Annotated in this window: 22 protein-coding genes; 14 read left to right on the top strand and 8 right to left on the bottom strand. The window is 72.2% G+C overall.

Annotated features, from left to right (window positions below; translation table 11 throughout):
- Nucleotides 1–90 precede the first annotated feature (90 nt).
- The 5 genes from ACTMTU_RS21255 to ACTMTU_RS21275 all read right to left on the bottom strand — a co-directional run bounded on the left by ACTMTU_RS21255 (nt 91) and on the right by ACTMTU_RS21275 (nt 4,249).
- Nucleotides 91–843, bottom strand: a complete 753-nt coding sequence (locus tag ACTMTU_RS21255; protein ID WP_441265081.1) for an SDR family NAD(P)-dependent oxidoreductase — start codon at nt 841–843, stop codon at nt 91–93.
- Between the two features lie 14 nt (nt 844–857).
- Nucleotides 858–1,778 (bottom strand): TIGR03619 family F420-dependent LLM class oxidoreductase, encoded by a 921-nt coding sequence (locus tag ACTMTU_RS21260; protein ID WP_441265082.1) that lies wholly within the window; start codon nt 1,776–1,778, stop codon nt 858–860.
- Nucleotides 1,779–1,870: 92 nt separating this feature from the next.
- Nucleotides 1,871–2,284 carry a PaaI family thioesterase gene (locus ACTMTU_RS21265; protein ID WP_441265083.1) on the bottom strand — a complete coding sequence of 138 codons (414 nt, stop codon included), beginning with the start codon at nt 2,282–2,284 and terminating at the stop codon, nt 1,871–1,873.
- 130 nt (nt 2,285–2,414) lie between these two features.
- A complete protein-coding gene (locus ACTMTU_RS21270) occupies nt 2,415–2,939 on the bottom strand; it encodes a GNAT family N-acetyltransferase (RefSeq protein ID WP_441265084.1) in 525 nt (174 codons plus the stop codon).
- An 89-nt stretch (nt 2,940–3,028) separates the two neighbouring features.
- On the bottom strand, nt 3,029–4,249 hold the full coding sequence (locus ACTMTU_RS21275; protein WP_441265085.1) for an amidohydrolase family protein: 1,221 nt from the start codon (nt 4,247–4,249) through the stop codon (nt 3,029–3,031).
- A gap of 221 nt (nt 4,250–4,470) precedes the next feature.
- Between ACTMTU_RS21275 and ACTMTU_RS21280 the strand changes: the two genes are divergently transcribed.
- The 9 genes from ACTMTU_RS21280 to ACTMTU_RS21320 all read left to right on the top strand — a co-directional run bounded on the left by ACTMTU_RS21280 (nt 4,471) and on the right by ACTMTU_RS21320 (nt 14,459).
- Nucleotides 4,471–5,271 carry a polysaccharide deacetylase family protein gene (locus ACTMTU_RS21280; RefSeq protein WP_441265086.1) on the top strand — a complete coding sequence of 267 codons (801 nt, stop codon included), beginning with the start codon at nt 4,471–4,473 and terminating at the stop codon, nt 5,269–5,271.
- 122 nt (nt 5,272–5,393) lie between these two features.
- Nucleotides 5,394–8,339 (top strand): BTAD domain-containing putative transcriptional regulator, encoded by a 2,946-nt coding sequence (locus tag ACTMTU_RS21285; RefSeq protein ID WP_441265087.1) that lies wholly within the window; start codon nt 5,394–5,396, stop codon nt 8,337–8,339.
- Nucleotides 8,340–8,601: 262 nt separating this feature from the next.
- A complete protein-coding gene (locus ACTMTU_RS21290) occupies nt 8,602–8,826 on the top strand; it encodes a sigma-like protein (RefSeq protein WP_441265088.1) in 225 nt (74 codons plus the stop codon).
- 260 nt (nt 8,827–9,086) lie between these two features.
- Nucleotides 9,087–10,583, top strand: a complete 1,497-nt coding sequence (locus tag ACTMTU_RS21295; RefSeq protein WP_441265089.1) for an ATP-binding protein — start codon at nt 9,087–9,089, stop codon at nt 10,581–10,583.
- Nucleotides 10,580–11,002: a roadblock/LC7 domain-containing protein gene (locus tag ACTMTU_RS21300; RefSeq protein WP_189468935.1), complete on the top strand. Its 423-nt coding sequence runs from the start codon at nt 10,580–10,582 to the stop codon at nt 11,000–11,002. Before ACTMTU_RS21295 ends, ACTMTU_RS21300 begins: the two co-directional genes overlap by 4 nt.
- Nucleotides 10,999–11,358 (top strand): DUF742 domain-containing protein, encoded by a 360-nt coding sequence (locus ACTMTU_RS21305; RefSeq protein ID WP_441265090.1) that lies wholly within the window; start codon nt 10,999–11,001, stop codon nt 11,356–11,358. Before ACTMTU_RS21300 ends, ACTMTU_RS21305 begins: the two co-directional genes overlap by 4 nt.
- Complete coding sequence (locus ACTMTU_RS21310; protein ID WP_441265091.1) at nt 11,333–11,992, top strand: GTP-binding protein; 660 nt, start codon at nt 11,333–11,335, stop codon at nt 11,990–11,992. The genes ACTMTU_RS21305 and ACTMTU_RS21310 overlap by 26 nt, the downstream gene beginning before the upstream one ends.
- Complete coding sequence (locus tag ACTMTU_RS21315) at nt 11,989–13,230, top strand: cytochrome P450 (RefSeq protein ID WP_441265092.1); 1,242 nt, start codon at nt 11,989–11,991, stop codon at nt 13,228–13,230. Before ACTMTU_RS21310 ends, ACTMTU_RS21315 begins: the two co-directional genes overlap by 4 nt.
- Nucleotides 13,227–14,459, top strand: coding sequence for a cytochrome P450 family protein (locus ACTMTU_RS21320; RefSeq protein WP_441265093.1), 1,233 nt, complete (start codon nt 13,227–13,229; stop codon nt 14,457–14,459). The genes ACTMTU_RS21315 and ACTMTU_RS21320 overlap by 4 nt, the downstream gene beginning before the upstream one ends.
- Nucleotides 14,460–14,517: 58 nt before the next feature.
- Here ACTMTU_RS21320 and ACTMTU_RS21325 read toward each other — a convergent pair whose 3' ends face one another.
- Nucleotides 14,518–16,083 (bottom strand): FadD3 family acyl-CoA ligase, encoded by a 1,566-nt coding sequence (locus ACTMTU_RS21325; protein ID WP_441265094.1) that lies wholly within the window; start codon nt 16,081–16,083, stop codon nt 14,518–14,520.
- A gap of 66 nt (nt 16,084–16,149) precedes the next feature.
- On the opposite strand from ACTMTU_RS21325, the gene ACTMTU_RS21330 reads away from it, so the two are divergent.
- Genes ACTMTU_RS21330 through ACTMTU_RS21340 form a run of 3 tightly spaced genes read left to right on the top strand, consistent with a single transcriptional unit; the run spans nt 16,150 to nt 18,495 of the window.
- Nucleotides 16,150–17,298: a lipid-transfer protein gene (locus tag ACTMTU_RS21330; protein ID WP_441265095.1), complete on the top strand. Its 1,149-nt coding sequence runs from the start codon at nt 16,150–16,152 to the stop codon at nt 17,296–17,298.
- Nucleotide 17,299: 1 nt separating this feature from the next.
- Nucleotides 17,300–17,722 (top strand): Zn-ribbon domain-containing OB-fold protein, encoded by a 423-nt coding sequence (locus tag ACTMTU_RS21335; RefSeq protein ID WP_441265096.1) that lies wholly within the window; start codon nt 17,300–17,302, stop codon nt 17,720–17,722.
- Nucleotides 17,719–18,495 carry an enoyl-CoA hydratase/isomerase family protein gene (locus ACTMTU_RS21340; protein ID WP_441265097.1) on the top strand — a complete coding sequence of 259 codons (777 nt, stop codon included), beginning with the start codon at nt 17,719–17,721 and terminating at the stop codon, nt 18,493–18,495. Before ACTMTU_RS21335 ends, ACTMTU_RS21340 begins: the two co-directional genes overlap by 4 nt.
- A 27-nt stretch (nt 18,496–18,522) precedes the next feature.
- On the opposite strand, the gene ACTMTU_RS21345 is transcribed toward ACTMTU_RS21340, so the two are convergent.
- Together ACTMTU_RS21345 and ACTMTU_RS21350 are read right to left on the bottom strand one after the other, a co-directional pair.
- Nucleotides 18,523–19,014: a hypothetical protein gene (locus tag ACTMTU_RS21345; protein WP_441265098.1), complete on the bottom strand. Its 492-nt coding sequence runs from the start codon at nt 19,012–19,014 to the stop codon at nt 18,523–18,525.
- 180 nt (nt 19,015–19,194) lie between these two features.
- Nucleotides 19,195–19,842: a TetR family transcriptional regulator gene (locus ACTMTU_RS21350; protein WP_441265099.1), complete on the bottom strand. Its 648-nt coding sequence runs from the start codon at nt 19,840–19,842 to the stop codon at nt 19,195–19,197.
- Nucleotides 19,843–20,124: 282 nt separating this feature from the next.
- Here ACTMTU_RS21350 and ACTMTU_RS21355 point away from each other — a divergent pair, with 282 nt between their 5' ends.
- Nucleotides 20,125–21,048 carry a VOC family protein gene (locus ACTMTU_RS21355; protein ID WP_441265100.1) on the top strand — a complete coding sequence of 308 codons (924 nt, stop codon included), beginning with the start codon at nt 20,125–20,127 and terminating at the stop codon, nt 21,046–21,048.
- Between the two features lie 265 nt (nt 21,049–21,313).
- Complete coding sequence (locus ACTMTU_RS21360) at nt 21,314–23,662, top strand: outer membrane protein assembly factor BamB family protein (RefSeq protein ID WP_441265101.1); 2,349 nt, start codon at nt 21,314–21,316, stop codon at nt 23,660–23,662.
- The last annotated feature ends 288 nt before the right edge of the window (nt 23,663–23,950 follow it).

Consider the following 23,950-nt stretch of genomic DNA (forward strand, 5'->3'; position numbering starts at 1 on the left):
GATCTGGATGGGTCCGACTGTTCCACCGGGTGCCTGCGCAGTCAAGAGAGCGGGGGCGCAGCGGCGACGACGACGCCGGGCGGTGCCGCCTCACAGGACGCTGACGCCCGCCAGCCATCCGCCGTCGATCACGAACGGCTGGCCGGTGATGTACGAGGAGTCCTCGCCGGTCAGGAACAGGGCGAGCTTCGCGACCTCCTCCGCCCGCCCGATCCGCCCGAGGGGCACGAGCGTGCGGTACAGGTCACCGACCGCTTCCGGGTCCGCGCCCTCGGGATTGCTCATGGGGGTGTCCACGGCCCCCGGGCACACGGCGTTGACCCGGATGCCCTTCCCCGCGAGCTCGAGCGCGGCCACCCTCGTCAGGCCGAGGACCGCGTGCTTGGAGGCGGCGTACGCACCCACATGAGCCATGCCGGTCAGCGCCGTGTACGAGGCCGTGTTCACGATCGTGCCGCCGCCGGCCGCTTCGATCTCCGGGGCGACGCCGCGGATTCCGAGGAAGGTGCCGATCTGGTTGACCTGAGTGATCAGCTGGAACTCCTCCAGCGGGGTCGTGACCAGTTCGTTGAAGCGCAGGATGCCCGCGTTGTTGACCAGTCCGTCGATCTTGCCGAAACGCTCCTTCGCGGCGGCGACGGCCGCGGTCCAGTCGGCCTCGCGGCTCACGTCGAGGTGGACGTAGAGACCGCCGACCTCCTTGGCGAGCGGTTCACCGAGCTCGTCGAGGACGTCGGCGAGGACGACCTTCGCCCCTTCCGCGGCGAAGAGTCTGGCCTCCTGCTCCCCCTGCCCGCGCGCCGCGCCGGTGACGAGTACGACACGTCCGTCCAGCTTGCCCATGCCTGCTCCCTTGGTCAGTCGAGGTGCGGGGCGACGTCGGCGGCGAAGGCCGCCATCTGGTCGGTCAGTTCGCTGCGACTCCGGCTGCGGAACCGCACCTGGATCTGGTCCACACCCATCAGGGCGTAGGCCCGCAGGGACTCCGCGATCGCCGCGGGCTTGCCGGAGACCGTCCGGCGGCCGACCTGCCGGCCGGGGTCGCCGATGTACAGCGGTTCGGTGATGGCGCCGATCACGAAGGGCTCCTCGATGCCCGCCGCCTCGCGCAGCTGCCGGATCCGGGCGATCCGCGTCGGCAGCTGCTCGCGCGGATCGCCCTGCGGCAGCCAGCCGTCGCCCTTGAGCGCGGCCCGTCGCACGGCGGCCGGCGAGGAGCCGCCGACCCACAGGGGGACACGGGACTGGGCCGGCCGTGGCCGCTGCCCGAGGTCCTTGAACCGGAAGCGCTCGCCGTGGAACTCCGGATACTCGCCGGGCCCGAGCGCCGCGCGCAGTGCGTCGACACTCTCGTCGAGGACGGCTCCGCGGGCGTCGAAGTCGACCCCCAGGGCCTCGAACTCCTCCCGCACGTGCCCGGCCCCGACGCCGAGAACGAGCCGCCCGCCGGAGAGGTGGTCGAGGGTCGCGTACTGCTTGGCGGACGCCAGGGGGTGGCGCAGCCCGACGACCGCGACATGGCTGAGCAGCCGCACCCGTCCGGTCACCCCGGCGAGGAACGAGAGCGTGGCGACCGGGTCGTACCAGACCGTGGACATGGTGTCGGCGAGGCGGCGCGGCACGGCGACGTGGTCGCAGACGGCGATGTAGGAGAAGCCGGCCCGGTCGGCCGCCACGGCGACGGCGGCCAGGTCGTCCGGGCCGGCCCCGGTCTCCCAGGGCTCGGCGTAGAGGGTGCTCTGCGACTGGACCGGGAGCTGCATCCCGTACGCCACCATGGCGACTCCTCGAAGCTGACGGACCGTCAGAGATGACGGCTGCCGCCATCGTCAGGTCTGACGCTCCATCAGGCAAGGGTGGCGCAGGGGCTTCAGCCGAGCAGCGCGTACACCGTCGAGGCGCGGGCCGCGGGCTCAGGGGCACCCTGGGCGGTCATGGTGATGTCGGCGAAGGCCATGCGCTTGCCCAGCTTGGTGATCCGGGCGTCGACCAGGACGTCGGCGCCGACGACGGCGCGCATGAAGCTGGTCGACTGCTGGACCGTGGTCATGGGGACGAAGCCGCCCCGGGCCGACGACACGGCGATCACCGTCGCCGTGTCGGCCGCGGCCATCAGCGCCTGCCCGGACATCCCGCCGCCTTCCCGGGCGAGCCGGTCGGACCAGGGCAGCCGCAGCACGGCGTGCAGGTCGCCCGCCTCCTCGACGGACAGACCGAGTTCGAGCACCCAGGGCGCGAAATTGTCGGAAAGGATCTTGTCGGCTTCTGCGGTGGTGAGCGTCATGCCCCGATGGTGCCGGTCGCCGGGCCTTCCCGGTAGCGGGCGGGGCGCACGGGCGTCGCCGGAGCCCGCCTCCCGCAGGCAGGCCCCGGACGCCGGCGGAGCCCGCCCTGCCCCACGCCCGTCGCGGACGTCAGCGGAGTTCGCCCTCCAGCAGGCCCATCGTGAACCGGTCGTACCACTTTCCGTCGCGGCGGAAGGACTGACGAAGGCGGCCTTCCTCGACGAAGCCGACCTTCTTGTAGACCTGCTGCGCGGCCAGGTTCTCGGTGACCACCGTGAGCGAGATCTTGTGCAGGCGCATCTTGTCGAAGCCGTACCGGCACACCGCCCGCATGGCGTCGGTCGCGTAACCCTTCCCCCAGTAGTCCTTCTCGCCGAGATAGATGTCCAGTTCCGCGATGCCGGTCTCCGGTTCCGCGTCGCGCAGGGCGACGAGCCCGATCAGCCGGCCGTCGCTCAGCACCTCGACCCCGAGGAGCAGGTCGCCGTAGGTGTTGCGCGGGCGGTCGGCGAGCCACTTCTCCACGTGCTCCAGGGACGAGGGGTGGTTGTCCTCCATCCAGCGCATGACGTCCGGGTCGTGGTTCCACCGCCACAGCGCCGCCGCGTCCGCCGGGCCCATCGCCCGCAGCTTCACCAGTTCTCCGAGCACCATGCCCGCCGCCCCCCTGTCGCTTCCGTGTGATCACGTCAGAAGTAGCACGCGGCGGGCGGGACGCTCAACGCGATTGGCGCGGTGATGCCCTAAGGGCCCGCCCACAGCCCGTCGTCGGTGAGCCCCAGCAGGTCGATCGCGTTGCCCGCCACGATCCTTTCCACCACGTCCTGCGACAGGTGGCCCATCTGGGACTCGCCGACCTCCTTCGACTTCGGCCAGGTCGAGTCGGAGTGCGGGTAGTCCGTCTCGTAGAGGACGTTCCCCGCCCCGATCGCGTCCAGGTTCCGGAGGCCGAAGGCGTCGTCGAAGAAGCAGCCGTAGACGTGCTCGGCGAAGAGTTCGGACGGTGGCCGGGTGACCTTGTCGGCGACACCGCCCCAGGCGCGGTTCTCCTCCCAGACGACGTCCGCGCGCTCAAGGATGTACGGGATCCAGCCGATCTGGCCCTCCGCGTACATGACCCGCAGGCCCGGGAAGCGCTCGAACTTGCCGCTCATCAGCCAGTCGACCATCGAGAAGCAGCAGTTGGCGAAGGTGATGGTCGAACCGACGGCGGGCGGCGCGTCCGCGGAGGTGGACGGCATGCGGCTGGAGGATCCGATGTGCATGGCGATGACCGTGCCGGTCTCGTCGCACGCCGCGAGGAACGGGTCCCACGCGTCGGTGTGGACGGAAGGGAGTCCGAGGTGCGGGGGTATCTCGGAGAAGGCGACGGCGCGCACGCCGCGCGCCGCGTTGCGGCGGACCTCCGCGGCGGCCAGTTCCGCGTCCCACAGCGGGATCAGGGTCAACGGTACGAGCCGGCCCTGCGCCTCGGGGCCGCACCACTCCTCCACCATCCAGTCGTTGTAGGCCCGGACGCACAACAGCCCGAGCTCGCGGTCGGCGGCCTCCGTGAAGGTCTGGCCGCAGAAGCGCGGGAAGGTGGGGAAGCAGAGCGCGGACCGGACGTGGTTGACGTCCATGTCGGCGAGCCGCTCCGGGACGCTGTAGGAGCCCGGCCGCATCTGCTCGTAGGTGATGATCTCCAGCTTGATCTCGTCGCGGTCGTAGCCGACGGCGGTGTCGAGCCGGGTGAGCGGCCGGCGCAGGTCCTCGTAGACCCACCAGTCGCCTACCGGCCCCTCGTCGCCGGGGGCTCCCATGACGGGGGCGAACCTGCCGCCCAGGAAGGTCATTTCCTTCAGGGGGGCGCGGACGATGCGGGGGCCTGTGCCTGCGTACTTCGACGGGAGCCGGTCCCGCCAGACGCCGGGGGGCTCCACCGTGTGATCGTCCACCGAGATGATCTTGGGGAAGGTCTCCATCGTCTCAAGGTAGCGCCGATCTGACGACCCGTCAGCTATCGGTGCGGGTTCCTTCGGGCCGCCATCGGTGCGGGTTCGGTCGGCCCCACCCACTATGAACCCCGTGTATACATGCTGTGTATAGTCACCGGCGAGTACGGACGACCACCGGCCCACGGCCGCATTCCGTACGACCGGCACACCGCCGCACCACCGCATCACCACGAACGGGGAGATCCGCCATGCCTTCGAAGACGTACAAAACCGGGTCCAGGGTTGTCCCGGCTCTCGCCGCGGCCCTCACGCTGACCTTCGCCCTCGCGGGCTGCTCCGTCGACAGCACCTCGCCCGCGGACGCCCGCTCCGACGCCGCCGGCTCCGACGGGAAGCCGCTCGCGAGCGATAAGGGCCAGGGCTCCGATTCACCGTCCGTCGACTGCGAGAAGGCCAAGTGCATAGCGCTCACCTTCGACGCGGGCCCCGGCAAGGACACCCCCGAACTGCTCGACCACCTCAAGAAGGAGAAGGTGCCCGCCACCTTCTTCCTCCTCGGCAAGAACCACGTCCTCAAATACCCCGCCGTGGTGCGCCGCCTCGCCGCGGAGGGCCACGAGGTCGCCAACCACACCTGGACCCATCAGCGGCTCGACAAGCTCGGCAAGGAAGAGATACGCGCCGAACTCGGCCGCACCCAGGACGCCATAGAGGAGATCACCGGCGAGAAGCCGCGGCTGATGCGCCCGCCGCAGGGCCGCACCGACGACGAGGTGAAGGCCGTCAGCAAGGAACTCGGCCTCTCCCAGGTCCTGTGGAGCGCCACCGCCAAGGACTACTCCACCACCGACAGCGAGCTCATCAAGAAGCGGATCCTCGACCAGGCCGGATGCGACGGCATCATCCTGCTGCACGACATCTACGACGGAACGGTCCCCGCCGTGCCCGGGATCGTCTCCGAGCTCAAGAAGCGCGGTTACACCTTCGTCACGGTCACCCAGCTGCTCGCACCGGCCGTACCCGAACCCGGCACGGTCTATCGCCCCTGATCAGAGCGGGCCGGACGGACCGGCGGACGGGCAGCAGCCGCAGCCGCCCCGCTGCTGACGCGGCCACCCCCAACAAGGCAGACTGTCGAGGGCGATTCCGGCAGTACCGGCAGGGGGCACCTATGGACCGTGACAGCGGGCCACGCGTACCGAACCAGCGCGCTCCGCTCGGGAGCGAGGACGCCGAGCTGTACTTCAGCGTGCTCGGACCGGTACGGGTGCGGCGGGGCGGTCAGACCCTGCCGCCCGGCTCGCCGCAGCAGCGCGCCCTGCTCGTCGCGCTGCTGCTCCGCGACGGGCGCACCGCCACCGCCCACGAACTGATCGACGCGATCTGGGGCGAGGAACCCCCGTCCCAGGCGCTGGCCGCCGTCCGCACCTACGCCTCCCGGCTGCGCAAGGCACTCGACCCGGACACCCTGGTCAGCGAGTCGGGCGGCTACGCGCTGCGCATCGGCCGGGACGCCCTCGACCTCGCCGTCGCGCAGGAACTCGCGGCGGAGGCGTACAAGGCGAACGCCGCCGGCGACCGCGCCCAGGCGCGGGCGCTGCTCAACAAGGTGCTGAACCTGTGGGACGGCGAGCCGCTCGCCAACGTGCCGGGACCGTACGCGGAGAACCAGCGCACCCGGCTCGTCGAGTGGGGTCTGCAACTGCTCGAGACCCGGCTCGACATCGACCTCGAGGTCGGCCGGCACGCCGAGGCCGTCTCCGAGCTGACGGCGCTCACCGCGACCCACCCGCTGCGTGAGCGGCTGCGTGAGCTGCTGATGCTCGCCCTGTACCGCAGCGGCCGCCAGGCGGAGGCACTCGCCGTCTACGCCGACACCCGCCGGCTGCTCGCCGAGGAACTGGGCGTCGACCCGCGCCCCGAACTCTCCAGCCTCCAGCAGCGCATCCTGCGGGCCGACGCCGAACTCGCCCGCCCGCAGGAGGAGACCGCACCCGCTCCGCAGACCACCCGGCCCGCCCAGCTGCCGGCCACCGTGCCGGACTTCACCGGCCGGTCGTCCTTCGTGCAGGAGCTGGGCAGCCAACTGGCGACCGCAGAGGGCTCGGTGATGGCGGTGTCCGCCCTCGCCGGCATCGGCGGCGTCGGCAAGACCACCCTGGCCGTCCACGTGGCCCACCAGGCGCGCAAGCACTTCCCCGACGGACAGCTGTACGTCGACCTCCAGGGCACCGGCAACCGGTCCGCGGAGCCGGAGACGGTCCTCGGCGCGTTCCTGCGCGCCCTGGGCACGGCCGACTCGGCGATCCCGGACACCCTGGACGAACGAGCGGCCCTCTACCGCTCCGCCCTGGACGGGCGGCGGATCCTGGTGCTGCTCGACAACGCCCGCGACGCCGCCCAGGTCCGGCCCCTGCTGCCCGGCACGGCCGGCTGCGCCGCGCTGATCACCAGCCGGGTGCGGATGGTCGACCTGGCGGGCGCGCACCTGGTCGACCTGGACGTGATGTCCCCCGAGGAGGCCCTCCAGCTGTTCACCCGGATCGTCGGGGCGGAACGGGTCGGCGCGGAACGCGACGCCGCGCTGGACGTGGTTGCGGCATGCGGCTTCCTGCCGCTCGCCATCCGTATCGCCGCCTCGCGGCTGGCGGCCCGCCGCACCTGGACCGTCTCGGTCCTCGCGGCCAAGCTGGCCGACGGACGGCGCCGCCTCGACGAGCTCCAGGCCGGCGACCTGGCGGTGAAGGCCACCTTCGAACTGGGCTACGGCCAGTTGGAGCCCGCACAGGCCAGGGCGTTCCGCCTGCTGGGCCTGGCGGACGGCCCGGACATCTCGCTCGCCGCCGCGGCGGCCGTGCTGGAACTGCCGCCGCACGAGACGGAGGACCTGCTCGAGGCACTGGTCGACACGTCCCTGCTGGAGTCCGCGGCGCCGGGCCGGTACCGCTACCACGACCTGGTGCGGCTCTACGCGCGTGCATGCGCGGAGCGGGACGAGGCCCCTGAGGCACGGGAGGCCGCCGTCTCCCACCTGCTGGACTTCTACCTGGCGACGGCGGCCCGCGTCTTCGCCATGGAACGGCCCGGCGACCGGCTCGTGGTCCACCTGGAGCCGACCGGTGACGCCGGTCTGGAATTCGCGCACCTCGACGACGCCCAGGACTGGCTCTACGCGGAGGCCCACTGCCTCCTGGCCTGCGCCCGGCAGGCCTCCCCCGGACCGCAGTTGCGTCGGGCGGTGGATCTGCTCTGGGCCGTCCAGAACCTCGCCGAGTCCGGAGCGAACTCCAAGGTCTACGAGTCCGTGGCCTGCGGAGCGGTCGAGGCCGCACGGGCCGCCGGCGACACCCGGACCGAAGCCCGGGCCCGGACGTCGATGACCAACGTCCACCTCACCGCGGGCCGTTACGACGAGGCGGACGAGGAGGCCGCCCAGGCGGCGGTCCTGGCCCGCTCGGTGAACGACCCGGCGCCGGTCTACTGGTCGGACAACGACCGGGGCATCATCGCCTTCATACAGGGGCGCAACCAGGAGGCCGAGGAGCACCTGCGCCGCGCAATGGAGGGTTCACGCCTCGACGGCAACCTGCCCGGCGAGGCGAGCGCGCTGTCCAACCTCTCCCGCATCCACGTCGCCACCGGCCGCATCACCCAGGCGATCTCCCTCGCGGAGCAGGGCATCGCCCTCTACGACCGGATCGGCCACACCCTGCGGCTGGCCAACGCCCGCTACGCCCTCGGCGTCGCGCTGACGCAGGCGGGCCGCCACACGGACGCACTGGAGCAACTGACGGAGGCGCTGCGCCTGTTCGAGTCGAACCGGCAGCGCCTGTGGGAGGGCACGGCCCACTTCCGCATCGCTCAGGCGCATCTGTCCGCGCGCCGCCCGGCACGGGCGGCGCAGCACGCGGAACAGGCGCTCGCGACGGGCTGCATCGGCGGAGACCGTACCCGTGGCAACGTGCTGACGACGCTGGGACTGGCCCTGGACGCGCTCGGTCAGGCGGACCGTGCGCGTGCGTGCTGGCGTGACGCGCTGTTCCTCCACGAGCAGACGGGCGCGGCGGAGGCGGAAGAGGTCCGCGCGCTGCTCGAGCCGCTCAGCGGCGCCGCCTGACGGCGCGCCGTGCACGCCCGGTCCCGGCCGGTCCGAAAAGAGAAGCGCGGGAACACGGCAGGGGCGGGGGCAGGGCGTTCATCGAATGTTTATGCTCGTCCGACATGCTTCAAGCATTCGATCCGTCGCGTCGGGGGGCAGACGGATCACACGGGCCGGCGCCTCAGTGGGTGACAGGTCCACCGGCCTTCCGTCCGGCGACCCTCGGGGGAGTCGCCGGCCGGAAGGCCCTCCGGTCATCGGACATCCCATGGGGGACGACATGAGCACGAACAAGCAGAACCGCGAAGAGATCACCACGATGGGCGACCACCACGCGCCCGCGCCGCCCGCCGACGGCATCACCACCATGGGTGACCACCACGCCCCGGTGCCGCCCGCCGACGGCATCACCACGCTGGGCGACCACCACGCCCCGGTCCCGCCCGCCGACACCACCATCACGACCATGGGTGACCACCACGCCCCGGCGCCGCCGAAGGGCTGACACGAAGCCAACCACGACGGGGAACGGCCGCGGCGGCGCGGAGGGGGAGCCGCCGCGGCCGTGGCATGTCCGCGAACGAATCGCCGGTCCAGGACTGTGTTCTGAGCCACACTCAGACACTTCGTAAACAATGGGCCACCGACCGGACAAAACCAAAGGATCTTCGACGGAAACCGAGCGCAACCGCTCAGCGGCAGTGTGTACTTGGCTGGCGCGCCTCACGGCGCCCCCCACACCCTGCTCTCCCGAGGTCTAATTCGATGATCGAGATACCGGACCTGGCCGCCGGCGGCCTGGCCGCCGGGACGCTGTCGGCGCTCGTCCTGGGAGGCGGGCTCATCCGCTCCCGGCGGGAACGGGCCCGGCAGCGCGAGGAGATCGCCACGCTCCGGTCGCATCTCGACGCCGCCCGGCACGAAGTGGACCGCGCGGCCCAGGCCTTCGCCGCCGAGATCGCCCACCTCGCCGCGGAGCGGATGCCCGCGGAGGCCACCCGGACCGCCCACCCGCACGTCCGGGTGCCCGGACCGCTGGGGCCGGCGGGTGCGAGGACGGAGGCCGTGCTCGAAGCGCTGCGCACCGCCATGGCCCAGGAACGCAAGCGTGTCGACGCCGCCGCCCGCGCCGGTATGCGCGGCGCGACGCGCGAGATCCAGGCGGGGCTCTACCGGCTCCAGGACGTGCTGCGCGGGCTCCAGCAGCGCTACGACGACCCGGAGCTGGCGCAGACCCTCTTCGCCCTCGACCACGAGAACGAGCAGTCGCTGCGCCGCGCCCAGGTCGCCGCCGTGGTGTGCGGGGCATGGGTGGGGCTCGCCCGCGAGGAGTCGCACCTGGTCGACGCCGTCACGGGCGGACAGGCCCGGCTCGTGGGCTATCACCGGGTCCAGGTGCACAACCATCTCGAGCCGGGCACCGCGCTCGTGTCGCACGCCGTCGAGCCGGTGGCGATCATCGTCGCCGAGCTGCTCGACAACGCGCTGCGCCACTCCTCGCCGGACACCGCCGTGGTGGTGAACCTCGAACGCGTCCACCACGGCGTCTCGGTGACGGTCGACGACGCGGGCGTCGGCATGGCGAGCGACGAACGGGCCGCGGCGCAGCGGCTGGTGGCCGGGGACGACCCGATCCTGCTGTCCGACCTCGGCGACCCGCCCCGGATGGGACTGGCGGCGATCGGCCGGCTCACGCGGCAGTTCGACGTGTCCGTGGACCTGTCCACGCCGTCGCCCTACGGGGGTGTACGGGCCGTGCTGCTCATCAAGAGCCATCTGCTGAGCCGTATCGACCCCGTCCTGCACCCGCCCGCCGTCAGCGCCGCACGCTCCACCCGGAGTTCGGCGGAGCCCGAGCTCGCGGCCGAGCAGGCAGGGCACACGGAGCAGACCCCGCCGGCCCGGCAGGACCGGACCGACCGGCAGGCGCAGCCCGCCGGCCCCGAGCAGCCCCGCCCTGAACCGCACCCCGCGACGCAGCTCCCGGCATCCGCCGCGCCCCCGGCCGCCGCCCCGTCGTCGCACGGCGACGAGCCCGTCCACGAGCCGGTGCCCGACCCCGCCCAGGACGGCGACCAGCTCCCGCAGCGCCGCCGCCGGGTTCGCGCCGAAGCATCCTCCGCGGCGCCCGCCCCCGAACCGGCAGCGCCCGCGGCACCCGCCCGCACCCCCGAGGAGTCCGCCGCGGCGCTCGGGGCGCTGCAGTCCGCAACAGCCGCGGCGCGCAACGCCGCAGAGATCGAAGGGAACGACCCCCGATGACCAGCCGCGACCCCGGTGAAGCCGCCTGGGTGCTCGATCCGATCCTCGAAATCCCGCATGTCCGGGCCGCCGCGCTGCTGACCAGGGACGGGCTCGTCTCCGGTTACTCCGCCGCGCTCTCCCAGGATTCGGCGGAGCGCGTCGCAGCGATCATCAGCACCGTCCAGGGGGCGTGCCGTACGGCAGCCGCCGCGTTCGCCGACGAGGACGCCGCCCGGCTGCGGCAGGTGGTCATCGAGTCCGACCACGGCTACATCCTGGTCGCGCCCACGGACCACGGCACGTGCGTGGCCGCGTACGGCAGCCCGGAGGTACGCCTCGACCTGCTGGGCCACCGGGTCCACTCCCAGGTCGCCCGGCTCGGTGAGAAGGCCATGGCCGCGGCGCCCCGGGTGGCCGACGGCGGCACAGCGGTATGACCGGCCGCCGGAGCGGCCGCCCCCTGGTGCCCGCCTACCTGTCCACCGGCGGGGTGGCGCGGCCGAGTCGCAACAGCCTGGAGCGCCTGTCGGTGCTGACCGGCGCCGGCGGGCCCGCGCCCGGCGGCCTGCCCGCCGCCCAGCACGCCGTACTCGAGGCGCTCGACGGCGGTTCGCTGACCGTGGTGGAGACGGCCGCCCTGCTGAAGCTGCCGGTCTCCGCGGTCCGTGTCCTGGCCGCCGCCCTGATCGACCAGGGTCTGGTGCGCGCACGCCCACCGGTCCCCTCCGCAGCCCTGCCCGACCGTGACCTTCTGAAGAGAGTGGCCGATGGCCTCCGCGCCCTCAAGCTTTAGCCCGCCCGCGAGCTCCGGCCCGTCCTCGCGTGAGCGGGGCTCCGCCGAGGCCGGTCTGCATCTGCCCGACACCGCGCGGGAACTGGTCAAGATCCTCGTGGCCGGCCCGTTCGGCGTCGGCAAGACGACGCTGATCGACTCCGTCTCCGAGATCCGGCCGCTGCACACCGAGGAACACCTCACGCAGGCGTCGGTCGCGGTCGACGACCTGGCCGGGGTGCGCGACAAGACGACGACGACCGTCGCCATCGACTTCGGACGGATCTCGCTGGGCGGCGGGATCGTGCTCTATCTCTTCGGCACCCCCGGCCAGGAACGTTTCCGCTCCCTGTGGAACGACATCGCCTACGGGGCGCTCGGCGCGCTCGTGCTCGTCGACACCCGCCGGATCGACGACTCCTTCGACGTCCTCGGCATGGTCGAGGAGTCGGGGCTGCCGTACGCCGTCGCCCTGAACACCTTCCCCGACTCCAAGAACTACGGCGAGGAGCAGCTGCGCCGCGCCCTCGACCTCGAGCACGACACCCCGCTGGTGATGTGCGACGCCCGCGACACCAACTCCTCCGTCGACGCGCTGCTCGCCCTGGTCCAGCACCTCATCGACCGCAACAGTCGCCGGACGGAGCTCCGTTGAACGCCGCCTATCCTGCCCGCGCCGACGCGTTCTCGCTGTCCGCGCCCGTACGACTGTGGGAAGAGGGCTTCGCGGCCGACCCGCACGCCTACTACGCTGCGCTGCGGGCGCAGGGTCCGGTCGGCTGGGCGGAGCTCGCCCCCGGTGTGCCCGCGTACGTCGTCACCGACCGCCGCGCCGCCCTCGACCTGCTGCACGACCCCGAGACGTGGTCGCACGACCCGCGGCCCTGGGAGGCCACCGTCCCGGAGGACTCCCCCGTCCTCGGCATGATGCGCTGGCGGCCCAACACCCTCTTCGCGGACGGCGACGCGCACATCCGCTACCGCCGCAGCCTCACCGACGCGTTCGACCTGGTGGAACCGCACGATCTGCGCGAACGCGTCCACCATGCGGTGGACGTGCTCGTCGGCCGCTTCGGCCCGGCCGGCTCCGCGGACCTCGTCACCGAGTTCGCCCGGCCGCTGATGGCGCTGATCTTCAACAACCTCTTCGGACTGCCCGACAGCGAGTCCGGCCGGCTCGACGCCGCGCTCGGCGCGATGATGGAGGGCGGCGACCGCGCGGCGGAGGGCGAGGCCGAGTACGGCAGGTACGTGCTGGAGCTGATCGCCGCCAAGTCGGTGCGGCGCGGCCCCGACATCACCAGCCGGCTCCTGGACCACCCGCTGGCCCTCACGCCGGAGGAGGTCACCTGGCAGGTCTTCCTCACCCTCGGGGCCGGCCACGAGCCGAGCGCCAACCTCGTCTCCAACGCGCTCTCGCGGATCCTCGGCAACCCCGACTACTACTCGACCCTCACCAGTGGTTCCCGGCCGGTGATGGACGCGGTCCTCGAGGTGCTCCGCTACGAGACCCCGCTGTCGAACTACGGCATCCACTTCGCCCGCGAGTCCGTTTCCTTCCACGGGGTCTGGGTCCAGGCGGCGGTGCCGGTCGTCGTCTCGTACGGAGCGCTGGGCCACTTCGCCGAGCAGGACTTCGCCGGGACGCACCACCGCCACGACGCCTCGCACCTGTCGTTCTCCGCGGGTGAGCACGCCTGCCCCGTGAAGCAGCCCGCCCTGCTGATCGCCACGGAGGCCATCGAGCGCCTCACCCAGTGGCTGCCCGACCTTCAGCCGGTCGTACCGCGTGAGCGGCTCAGCTGGCGGCCGGGCCCGTTCCACCGTTCGCTGACGGCGCTGCCCGTCAGATTCACACCTCACAGCCCCGACCAGGCAGGAGACCGTTCATGACCGTGTCCACCCGTGTGGCCGTCGATCCGTTCGGTGCCGACATCATCGCCGAGTGCGCGAAGCTCCGTTCCCTCGGTCCGGTGGTGCCCGTCGAGCTGCCCGGCGGCATACCCGCCTGGGCGCCGACCGGTTACGACACCCTCAAGGCCCTGATCCTCGACCCTCAGGTCAGCAAGGACCCGCGTAAGCACTGGTCGCTGTTCCCCGAGATCGGCGAGCGCCCGGAGTGGGGCTGGATCCTCGGCTGGGTGGGCGTGGTCAACATGCTGTCGACCTACGGCAGCGACCACACCCGGCTGCGCAGGCTCGTCGCCCCCAGCTTCACCGCCCGGCGCACCGAGGCGATGCGCGACCGGGTGGAGGCCATCACCGAGGAGCTGCTGACCGAACTGGACGCGGTCGGCGCGAACGGCGAAGTGGTGGACGTGAAGGCCGCGTTCGCGCATCCGCTGCCCATGCGGATGATCTGCGAGCTGTTCGGTGTGCCCGAGGAGCTGCGCGAGGCCACCGGCCGGCTGATCGCCGCCATCATGGACACCTCCGACCCGACCCCGGAGCACGCGGCCATGGTCCAGGAGCAGATCGGCACGGTCCTCGGCTCGCTCATCGCGCACAAGGCCGAGCACCCGGGCGACGACATGACCACGGAACTGATCAAGGTCCGTGACGAGGACGGCGACCGGCTCAGCGACGAGGAACTCCTCTACACCCTGCTCCTGGTCATCGGCGCCGGCTTCGAGACGACGGTCAACCTGATCGGCAACGCCGTCGTCGCGCTGCTCGAGCACCCCGAGCAGCTGGCCGCCGTGAGGGCCGGCGCGATCAGCTGGGAGCAGGTGATCGAGGAGGTGCTGCGGGTCCGCCCGTCGATCGCTTCGCTGCCGCTGCGGTTCGCGGTGTCCGACATCACCGTCGGCGGGGTCACCGTCCCGGCGGGCGACGCGATCCTGACGACGTACGCGGCGGCGGGCAACGACCCGTCGCGCTACGGCGAGGACGCGGCGGCCTTCGACGCCACGCGCGCGGCCGACGACCATCTGTCCTTCGGTATCGGCGTGCACCGCTGCATCGGCGCCCCGCTGGCCCGCATGGAGGCGATGACCGCGCTGCCGGCGCTGTTCGACCGCTACCCGGACCTCACCGCCGCGTTCACGTCCGACGAACTGAAGCAGGTGCCCTCGTTCATCGCGTACGGGTGGCAGGAGATCCCGGTCCGCCTCCACGGCTGACCCCTCGGACGGGCCCGGCCCGGTGCCGCGACAGCGCGGGACCGGGCCGGTGCCGCGCTCAGCCGCCGTGCCGGGCGCGCAGCTCGGTCTTCAGCACCTTCCCGCTCGCGTTGCGGGGCAGGCCGGCCATGAACTCCACGTGCCGGGGCACCTTGTAGTTCGCCATCTCCCGCCGTGACCAGGCGATCAGGTCGTCGGAGGTGAGCGTCGAGCCGGGCCGGCGGACCGCGTACGCCTTACCCACCTCGCCGAGGCGTTCGTCGGGCACGCCGACGACGGCGACGTCCGCGACGTCCGGGTGCAGGCCGAGCAGCTGCTCGATCTCCGCGGGGTAGGCGTTGAATCCGCCGACGATGAACATGTCCTTGATCCGGTCGGTGATGCGGAGGTTCCCCGCCTCGTCCAGGACGCCGACGTCGCCGGTGCGCAGCCAGCCGTCGGGAGTGATCGCGCGGGCCGTGGCCTCGGGGTCCTCGAAGTAGCCGCGCATGACGTTGTGACCGCGCACCAGGACCTCCCCCGGCTCCCCCGGCGGCGCGAGGACACGGACCTCGGTGCCGGGTATGGCACGGCCGGAGGTGGCGGCGACGGTGGCGGGGGCGTCGCCCCGGCGGCACATGGTCACGATGCCGCTCGCCTCGGAGAGTCCGTAGGCGGTCAGGACGGTGGGGATACGCAGTTCGTCGCGGAGCCGTTCCACCAGGTCGAGGGGGACGACGGCGGCGCCGGTGACGACGAGGCGCAGTGTGCTCAGGTCGTGCCGGCCGCGTGACGGGTGGTCGAGCAGCGACCGGTGCAGGGTCGGCGGGCCGGGGAGCACGGAGATGCGTTCCGCGGCGATGTTGGCGAGGACGGTCTCCACGTTGAAGACCGGCTGCGGGACCATCGTGGCACCGCGGGTGAGGCAGGCGATGATGCCCGCCTTGTAGCCGAAGGTGTGGAAGAACGGGTTCACGATCAGGTACCGGTCGCCCTCGCGCAGCCCTGCGAGCTCGCTCCACAGGTCGTAGCAGCGGAGGGTCTGGGCATGGGTGATGACGGCGCCTTTGGGGCGGCCGGTGGTGCCGGAGGTGAAGACGAGGTCGGAGGGGTCGTCGGCGGTGACGGTGGCGGCCCGCTCCCGCACCTGCCGTGCGCCGACGCCGTCACCGCCCGCGAGGAAGTCCTTCCAGGTCCGGTACTCCTCCGGCGCGCTCTCGGCGAGGACGACCACCTGCTCCAGGTCGGGCAGCTCCACGTCGCAGCGGCGCAAGGAGGCGACGTAGGAGGTGCCGAGGAAGGTGCCGGTGACGAAGAGGAGCCTGGCCCGTGAGCGCCGCAGGACGTCGGCCGCCTCGGGGCCCTTGAAGCGGGTGTTGAGGGGGACGAGCACGGCCCCCGCGGTGACGGCGCCCAGGGCGCAGACGATCCAGTCGAGGGTGTTGGGCGCCCAGACGGCGACCCGGTCCCCCTTTCGCACGCCGGCGGCGATGCACGCGGCGGCGGCGCGTTCGACCCGTTCACCGAGCTCGGCGTAGGGGACGCGGATGCGCCCTTCGACGACGGCCTCGCGCTGCCCGTACCGCAGGGCGGCGGTTCGTACCAGCTCCGGGACGGTGCCCCATGCCAGGTCGCCGCGTCGCATCAGATGCCTCCCGTACGTCCTCGCGCAGTAGCTGACGGTACGTCAGATTAGCTGTACGCTCCGGCCATGGCGACCCTCAAGGACAAGGCGGCGATAGTCGGCATCGGTTCGACGGCCTTCGCCAGGCGATTGCCCGAGTCGGAGAAGACACTGGCCTGCCGGGCGGTCCTCGCCGCTCTCGACGACGCCGGCATCGCCCCTTCCGAGGTGGACGGCTTCGCCTCGTACACGATGGAGGAGACCGACGAGGTCGAGCTCGCCAAGGCCGTCGGCGCGGGCGACGTCACCTTCTTCTCCAAGGTCGGCTACGGGGGCGGCGGCTCGTGCGCCACCGTCGCCCACCTGGCCGGAGCCGTCGCCACCGGGCAGGCCGGCGTCGGCGTGGCCTGGCGCTCACGCAAACGCGGCTCCGGGCCCCGGCCCTGGACCAGCACCACGGCCCAGCTGCCGACCCCCGCCCAGTGGACCCGCCCCTTCGGCCTGCTGCGGCCCGCCGACGAGATCGGCATCCTCGCCCGCCGCTACATGCACGAGTACGGCGCGACCCGCGACCACTTCTTCAATGTGGCCCTCGCCTGCCGCAACCGTGCCAACCAGAACCCGGCCGCGATGATGTACGAACGCCCGCTCACCCGCGAGATGTACATGACCGCCCGCTGGATCAGCGAGCCGCTCTGCCTCTTCGACAACTGCCTCGAGACGGACGGCGCGCTCGCCTGCGTGATCGTGAGCGCCGAACGCGCCCGCGACTGCCGGCACAGACCCGTCTACATCCACTCCGCCGCCCAGGGCCTGCCCGCCCAGCACCACGGCATGGTCAACTACTGGAACGACGACCCGCTCACCGGGCCCGCCTGGACGGCCGCCCGGCACCTGTGGAAGCAGGCCGACTTCGGTCCTGACGACGTCCATGTGGCCCAGATCTACGACGCCTTCACCCCGCTCATCCCGCTGTCGCTGGAGGGCTACGGCTTCTGCGGGCGGGGCGAGGGCGCGGCCTTCACCGAGGGCGGGGCGCTGGAGATCGGCGGTCGTCTGCCCCTGAACACCGCGGGCGGCGGACTCAGCGAGGCCTACGTGCACGGATTCAACCTGATCAACGAGGGCGTCAAGCAACTGCGGGGCGCCTCGACGGCACAGGTGCCGGACGCGCGGACCTGCCTGGTGACAGCGGGCGAGGGCGTACCGACGTCGGCCCTTCTGCTGAGGAGCTGAGATGCTGCGACCGGTCATCGACGACGACGGCGCGCCTTTCTGGAAGTACGCGGCGCGCGGCGAACTGCGCGTCCAGGCCTGCGCCGCACCCGCCTGCGGCGAACCCCGCTTCCCGCCGCGGCCCTGCTGCCCGCACTGCGGGTCCTTCGACAGCGCATGGCGCCGGATGAGCGGCCGGGGCCGTATCTGGTCGTTCGTGCTCCCGCACCCGCCGCTGCTGCCCGACTACGCCGAACAGGCCCCTTACAACGCGGTCGTCGTCGAACTGCTCGACGCCCCCCGCATCCGGCTCGCCGGCAACGTAGTCGCCGCACCGGACGCGCCGCTGAACTCCGTGGACCCGGCCCGGCTGCGCATCGGCGCCGGGGTGCGCGTGGTGTTCACCCGGGACGGGCTGCCCCGCTGGCGACTGGAACGCGCATGAGCCTGCGCGTGGAGACCGACAAGGACACCGGCGTCGCCCTGGTCACCCTCGACCGGCCCGCCAGACTCAACGCCGTCGACCTGGGGACGGCGGCCGAACTGGCCGCGGTGTGGCGGGAGTTCCGCCGCGACGACGCGGTCCGGGCGGCGGTGATCACAGGCGCGGGGACCAGGGCGTTCTGCACGGGCATCGACCGCTCGGCGGACGTGCCGCAGCCGTCATCGCCGTACTCCCTCGACGATCCGCTGCTGGAGATCGGCCCCAAGGCGAACGACCTGTGGAAGCCGGTGATCGCGGCCGTCGAGGGCATGGCCTGCGGCGGTGCGTTCTATCTGCTCGGCGAGAGCGAGTTCGTGATCGCCTCGCACGAGGCGACGTTCTTCGACCCGCACACCACGTACGGGATGGTCAGCGCCTACGAGTCCGTCTTCATGGCCCAGCGGATGCCGGCCGGCGAGGTGGCGCGGACGGCCCTGATGGGCACGGCGGAACGGCTGACCGCACGCCGCGCGTACGAAGTGGGCCTGGTCTCCGAGCTGACGGAGCCCGGCGGCGCGGCAGCGGCGGCACTGCGGGCCGCGGCGGTGATCGCGTCGTGTCCGACGGACGCCGTCCAGGGGACGGTGCGCGCCGTGTGGTCGGCCACCGAGGCGTCACGTTCCCGGGCGCTCGCCCTCGCCCCGCACCTCGTCACGCTCGGCAACCTGCCGCCGCGGCGGCAGGCCGAGCTGTTCGCGGAGGGGCGGGGCAAGGGCGGCTTCCGACTGCGTTAGCGCCCGACCGGGGCGCCGTGGTGCGGGTCAGCTGCGGGAAGCCCGCGAGACCTCGCACTTGGTGTACTCGGAGCCGTCGCCGGAGCCGGTGTACGGGGTGGTGAGCACGGTGGTCTCCGAGGCGCCCGCGGCGACGGCGATCGCCGTCTTGCTCGCGGTGGCCGGGACGGCCGTGCCGCCGGCACCACCGGTGAACTTCATGGTGACGTCGTAGTCGTAGTCCAGCGAGCCACTGTTGTTGATGGTGATCTTCGCGGTGAGTGCCTTCGTCGCGTCGTCGTACTTGCACTCGTCGATGGTGATGTCACGCGCGGCCTTGTCGGCGCTGGAACCACCGGGGACGGAGACGCCGCCGGTGCTGCTGGAGCTGTCGTCGTCGCGGTGGCTGCCGCCACTGCTCGAAGAGCTGCCGGAGCTGCTGGAGTTGTCACAGCCACCACCGCCGGAGCCACGCGCCCCGGTCAGTGCGACGAGCGCGATCCCGAAGACGGCAATGGCGCGGACATGACGGATCTTCACGTTTCAACCCCCGTTGAAAGTGTCGGCGAATGGGCCCGGTTGACGAGCGCACGTCACCCTAGCAGCGTCACGGGGCACTTCCGGACACGAGAACGCCGACGGCGGTCGCCCCCGCAGGGGAGACCGCCGTCGGCGTGACAGGACTCGCGCCCGGAACCGGGCGGACAGTTCCGTGGGCCGTTACTTCGCCGGCTTCTTGCCCGTGATGCCGAGGTGCACCAACAGGGAGAGGTTCGGCTTGAGTTCGGCCTGCTTGACACCCCAGGTCGTGAAGCCCTTCTGGTGCGAGGCGACCGCGGCAAGCATCGCCACCAGCGATCCGGCCATCGCTCCGGGGCTGACGTCCTTGTCGACCTTGCCCTTGCCCTGGAGCTCCTTGACTGCGTCCGAGAGGGAGTTGGTGACCGAGGTGAGGATCTTCATACGGATCTTGTAGAACCGCTTGTCGCCCTCGGCTGCGCCGAGGTCGACCACGCGGAGAATGGCGTCGTTGCGGCGCCAGAAGTCGAGGAATCCCTCGACCAGTTCCTCCGCCGTCTGCCAGCCCGCCTTGCCGACCCAGGAGCGGCCGGAGACGAGCTCGGTCAACTCGGCGCCCTCCTTGGCCATTTCCTCGGCGATTTCGAGAACGGCGCCTTCGACGTCGGGGAAGTACTGGTAGAACGTCGCCGGTGAAGTGCCCGCTTTACGGGCCACGTCGATGACTTTGACGTCCCGGTACGGCGACGAGCTGAGCATCTCGCTGAGGCAGTCGAGCAGTTTCTGCCGCGTCGCCTGCCCGCGTCGGCCGGCTACCCGGCCGTCGACGGTGCGCACTTGTCCTGTCATGCCGTCAGCTTACCGAGGGGTGATCGGCGCGCGATTCGGCCGACTGCAAATGGGGTGCCGACCACGGACAGCAATAGTGTTATCAACAGCCTGTGGACAACTTCGGTGGACAACTCGACGGAAACGGTCCCGCCGGAGGCGCCCGGCACACCCCTTTCGACCGTTCACCCCTTTCAGGGCCACCCATATCGACCAAGTGTTCGAATTGATTCCGCGCGCCCCGCGTGATGCGCCGTTAGCTTGATGGTGACGGGCACCACACCCAGGGAAGGAATCAGGTCCATGGCCGCATTCGCAGAGGGCACGCCGTGCTGGGTGGACGCATCGCTCCCCGACGTGGAAGCGGGCAAGCGCTTCTACGGCGAGCTCTTCGGCTGGACCTTCACCGAACGGGGCGGTGGCCACGTCCCCGGCGGCGTCCGCGGCCGTTACGCCGACGCGTTCAGCGACGGACGGCTGGTCGGGGCGCTGACTCCCAAGCGGGACGGCCGCATGCCCACCGTCTGGGGCGTCTACTTCGCCACCCCCGACGCCGCGGCCCTCGGCCGGCGCATCGCCGACCACGGCGGCCGGCTGATCAACGACCCGCTGCCCGTCGACTCCGCGGGGATCTCCGCGGTGGCGGCGGACCCCGGCGGCGCGGTGTTCGGCCTGTGGCAGGCGGGCACCCGGCAGGGCTTCGAGAAGCAGGGCGAACCGAACTCGTTCTGCTGGACCGAGGTGTACACCCGGGACCACGAGCGCGCGGACGACTTCTACGAGTCCGTGTTCCACTTCCAGGGCACGGACCTCACCGGAACCATGGCCGGCTTCCGCATGTGGTCACCGGCCGGCACGGAACCGGGCGAGAACACGGCCGTCGGCGGACGCAGCGCGATCACGGACGAGTTCCCGCCGGAGATGCCCGACCACTTCCTCGTGTACTTCTGCGTCACCGACTGCGACACGACGGCCGAGTCCGTCGTCCGCCTCGGCGGCCGGGTCCGTACCGTCCCCTCCGACACCCCGTACGGGCGGATCGCCGTCTTCGGCGACAACCAGGGCGCCACCTTCGCGGTGCTGGCGGAGCCGGACCGGTCGGCCGCGCCCGGCGGGACGCAGGAGACCGAGAACGGCGGGACGCGGCCGAAGTCCGGTACGGGCGGGACGGGAAGGCCCGACCGCGACGTGTCCGAGGAGGACGGAGAGGCCGCCAAGAGCGCCTGAGGCGACCGGCGGGCGACGCCCATGAGTGCCCCTCCGCGTACCCGCACCGGCCGGCGTCAGCCCGGTGCCGGCCGGTGACCGCGCTCACAGCGGTGCCCGAAACGCGGTGAGACACCCCGATCCGCCCCCGGGTTCGCAACCGTGGCTCCGTACAGGAAGAATCAGGGTGCTCACCGCTGAGGGGCTCGATGGTGAGACCCTGCACGGGGCTGTAAGTGACGGGCTCCATTTCGTGGGAGCCCGTACGGGGAGGTGGCACGCAGGTATGGAGCAGCTGACGCAGCACGACCCGAGACGGATCGGTCCGTTCGAGGTGCTGGGCCGGCTCGGTGCCGGTGGCATGGGACTGGTCTATCTCGCCAGGTCGGCGTCCGGCCGCCGGGTCGCGATCAAGACCGTGCGGACCGAGCTCGCGGAGGACCAGCTGTTCCGCGTCCGCTTCACGCGCGAGGTGGAGGCGGCCCGCGCGGTCAGCGGCTTCTACACCGCCGCCGTGGTCGACGCCGACCCGCGCGCCGCGGTGCCGTGGCTCGCCACCGCGTACGTCCCCGCCCCCTCCCTCGAGGAGATCATCAACGAATGCGGGCCGCTGCCCGCCCAGGCCGTCCGATGGCTCGCGGCGGGCATCGCGGAGGCGCTGCAGTCCATCCACGGCGCGGGACTCGTGCACCGCGACCTCAAGCCGTCCAACGTGCTGGTGGTGGAGGACGGGCCGCGCGTCATCGACTTCGGTATCGCGTCAGGCGTCTCGAACACCCGGCTGACGATGACCAACGTCGCCGTCGGCACGCCCGCGTACATGTCGCCCGAGCAGGCCCGAGACTCCCGCAGCGTGACCGGCGCCAGCGATGTCTTCTCCCTCGGCTCCACCCTGGTCTTCGCAGCCACCGGGCACGCCCCCTTCCACGGCGCGAACCCCGTGGAGACCGTCTTCATGCTGCTGCGCGAAGGCCCGGACCTCGAAGGGCTCCCCGACGAGCTGCGGCCCCTGATCGACTCGTGCATGCAGATGGAGGCCGGGCTGCGGCCCACGCCCGAGGACCTTCAGGCGCAGCTCGCGCCCCACCTCTTCTCCTCCGCCGGCGACGACAGCGGCACCGCCTCCGCGTGGCTGCCGACCTCGGCCACCGCCATGATCGAGACCCGTCGCGGAGGCGGCCGCCCGTCGGCCGCGTCCCAACGCCCCGCGTCCCCGCGCCCCACCCCGCCGCCCGTCCCGCCGGCTCCTCCCCAGCCGCAGGCCGCACCCCCGCAGTCCGTGGGCGGCCCGGTACGGCTGCCCGGCTCCAACGTTCCCATCGGACCCGGCCCCCGGGTCGCCGACACCGGCCGTGCCGTGGTCGCGGAGGCCGGACCGGCCACCGGCTGGGTCCGGCCGCCCGCCGGACTGGGCGGTACCGACGCCCACGGCGGCGCGGTGGCCGCGCCGCCGTCACCCGTCCCGCCCCCCGCGCAGGCGCCGGACCCCGGCCCCGCCCACTGGCGGCCCTGGCGTTTCCGCATGTCGAACGACGTGTGGGGAACACCGGTCGTCGACGGCGACCTGCTGTACGTCACCTCGTTCGAGGTGCACGCGCTGGACGTCGGGACCGGCCGCCGTCAGTTCAAGACACGGGACGTGGCCTGGGCGATGGCCGTCGCCGCCGGCCGTATCCACGCCTCCGACGGGCCGACGCTGTACGCGCTCGACGCCGCCACCGGCAACGAACGCTGGCGGCTCCAGACCGACGCCTGGGTGTACTCCCTCAAGGTCGACCGCGGCACCGTCCTCACCGGCACCCGCGGGGGCGGCGTGCAGGCATGGGAGGCCTCCAACGGCGAGAAGCTGTGGGAGATCACCGGCGCCCAGAGCGACTTCGAGACACCGGAGGCCGGCCCCGCGATCTTCGGCGACACGGTCTACGTGTGGAAGGACGCGCGGCTGCGCGCCCTCGAAGCCCGCACCGGCGACGAACGCTGGTCGTACCCGATCGGGGACGCCGCCTCGTGCGGGAACGTGCCCGTACGGGTGCAGCCCGCGCCCGACGGCTACGTGTACGTCTCCGCCGGCACGCGGGTGCTCGCCGTCGACATCACGTCCGGACTGGTGCGCTGGCACTTCGAGGCACCCGCGGTGTTCCTCTCGCCGCCCGCGTTCGCGCCCGGCCCCGCCGTGACCGGTGGCGGCGTGTACCTCGCCGACTACCTCGGCACCGTCTACGCGCTGGACGCCACCACCGGCAAGGACCGGTGGCGCATCGCGACGGAGGCCCGCCAGTCCAGCGAGCCGGTACTCGTCGCGGCCGGCAACGTCCACGTCGGCAGCGGCTCGGCGCTCTACACCCTCGACGCCGTGACCGGCACCCCCATGTGGCGCTTCGCGGCCGGCGGCGAGGTCGTCGGCACACCGGTCGTCGCGGACGGCCGCGTCCACTTCGGCTCCGCCGACCACGTCCTCTACACGCTCGACGCGAGCGGCGGCCAGCTCCGCTGGAAGCTGGCGACCGGCGGCGAGATCACGGGGTCGCCGGTGGCGCGGAACGGTGTGGTGTACGCGTGCAGCAAGGACCGGTGCGTGTACGCGCTGGACGCGGTGAAGGGCACGGCGACGGGCCGGGGCGCTACGACGCGCTGACGCGCAGCGCCTGCGGCGGGCCTGTTCCCCTCCCCGCCCCTTCCCGAACCGGGGGCTCCGCCCCCGGGCCCCCGCGCCTCAAACTCCCCCTACGGCCTGGCGGCCGTGGGAGGTGCCCCCAGCGGGGCTGATTTCGCGCAGCGAAATCCAGCCCGCCCGGCGCTTGAGGGCACCGCGCGAAGCACGGTACGGGGCCCGGGGCGTGCCCCGGTTCGGGAAGGGGCGGGGAGGGGAACGGCTCCGCGCAGCGGCACGCCCCCGCCGCCCCCGGTTCAAGACGGATCCGCC

It is taken from the genome of Streptomyces sp. OZ13 (assembly GCF_052068155.1).
In the GTDB taxonomy this organism is placed as follows: Bacteria; Actinomycetota; Actinomycetes; order Streptomycetales; family Streptomycetaceae; genus Streptomyces.

What these genes read in the sequence shown, in the direction of transcription:
- ACTMTU_RS21255 (WP_441265081.1), bottom strand. Translation starts at nt 843, where the DNA reads ATGGGCAAGCTGGACGGACGTGTCGTACTCGTCACCGGCGCGGCGCGC.
- ACTMTU_RS21260 (WP_441265082.1), bottom strand. Translation starts at nt 1,778, where the DNA reads ATGGTGGCGTACGGGATGCAGCTCCCGGTCCAGTCGCAGAGCACCCTC.
- ACTMTU_RS21265 (WP_441265083.1), bottom strand. Translation starts at nt 2,284, where the DNA reads ATGACGCTCACCACCGCAGAAGCCGACAAGATCCTTTCCGACAATTTC.
- ACTMTU_RS21270 (WP_441265084.1), bottom strand. Translation starts at nt 2,939, where the DNA reads ATGGTGCTCGGAGAACTGGTGAAGCTGCGGGCGATGGGCCCGGCGGAC.
- ACTMTU_RS21275 (WP_441265085.1), bottom strand. Translation starts at nt 4,249, where the DNA reads ATGGAGACCTTCCCCAAGATCATCTCGGTGGACGATCACACGGTGGAG.
- ACTMTU_RS21280 (WP_441265086.1), top strand. Translation starts at nt 4,471, where the DNA reads ATGCCTTCGAAGACGTACAAAACCGGGTCCAGGGTTGTCCCGGCTCTC.
- ACTMTU_RS21285 (WP_441265087.1), top strand. Translation starts at nt 5,394, where the DNA reads ATGGACCGTGACAGCGGGCCACGCGTACCGAACCAGCGCGCTCCGCTC.
- ACTMTU_RS21290 (WP_441265088.1), top strand. Translation starts at nt 8,602, where the DNA reads ATGAGCACGAACAAGCAGAACCGCGAAGAGATCACCACGATGGGCGAC.
- ACTMTU_RS21295 (WP_441265089.1), top strand. Translation starts at nt 9,087, where the DNA reads ATGATCGAGATACCGGACCTGGCCGCCGGCGGCCTGGCCGCCGGGACG.
- ACTMTU_RS21300 (WP_189468935.1), top strand. Translation starts at nt 10,580, where the DNA reads ATGACCAGCCGCGACCCCGGTGAAGCCGCCTGGGTGCTCGATCCGATC.
- ACTMTU_RS21305 (WP_441265090.1), top strand. Translation starts at nt 10,999, where the DNA reads ATGACCGGCCGCCGGAGCGGCCGCCCCCTGGTGCCCGCCTACCTGTCC.
- ACTMTU_RS21310 (WP_441265091.1), top strand. Translation starts at nt 11,333, where the DNA reads ATGGCCTCCGCGCCCTCAAGCTTTAGCCCGCCCGCGAGCTCCGGCCCG.
- ACTMTU_RS21320 (WP_441265093.1), top strand. Translation starts at nt 13,227, where the DNA reads ATGACCGTGTCCACCCGTGTGGCCGTCGATCCGTTCGGTGCCGACATC.
- ACTMTU_RS21325 (WP_441265094.1), bottom strand. Translation starts at nt 16,083, where the DNA reads ATGCGACGCGGCGACCTGGCATGGGGCACCGTCCCGGAGCTGGTACGA.
- ACTMTU_RS21330 (WP_441265095.1), top strand. Translation starts at nt 16,150, where the DNA reads ATGGCGACCCTCAAGGACAAGGCGGCGATAGTCGGCATCGGTTCGACG.
- ACTMTU_RS21335 (WP_441265096.1), top strand. Translation starts at nt 17,300, where the DNA reads ATGCTGCGACCGGTCATCGACGACGACGGCGCGCCTTTCTGGAAGTAC.
- ACTMTU_RS21340 (WP_441265097.1), top strand. Translation starts at nt 17,719, where the DNA reads ATGAGCCTGCGCGTGGAGACCGACAAGGACACCGGCGTCGCCCTGGTC.
- ACTMTU_RS21350 (WP_441265099.1), bottom strand. Translation starts at nt 19,842, where the DNA reads ATGACAGGACAAGTGCGCACCGTCGACGGCCGGGTAGCCGGCCGACGC.
- ACTMTU_RS21355 (WP_441265100.1), top strand. Translation starts at nt 20,125, where the DNA reads ATGGCCGCATTCGCAGAGGGCACGCCGTGCTGGGTGGACGCATCGCTC.
- ACTMTU_RS21360 (WP_441265101.1), top strand. Translation starts at nt 21,314, where the DNA reads ATGGAGCAGCTGACGCAGCACGACCCGAGACGGATCGGTCCGTTCGAG.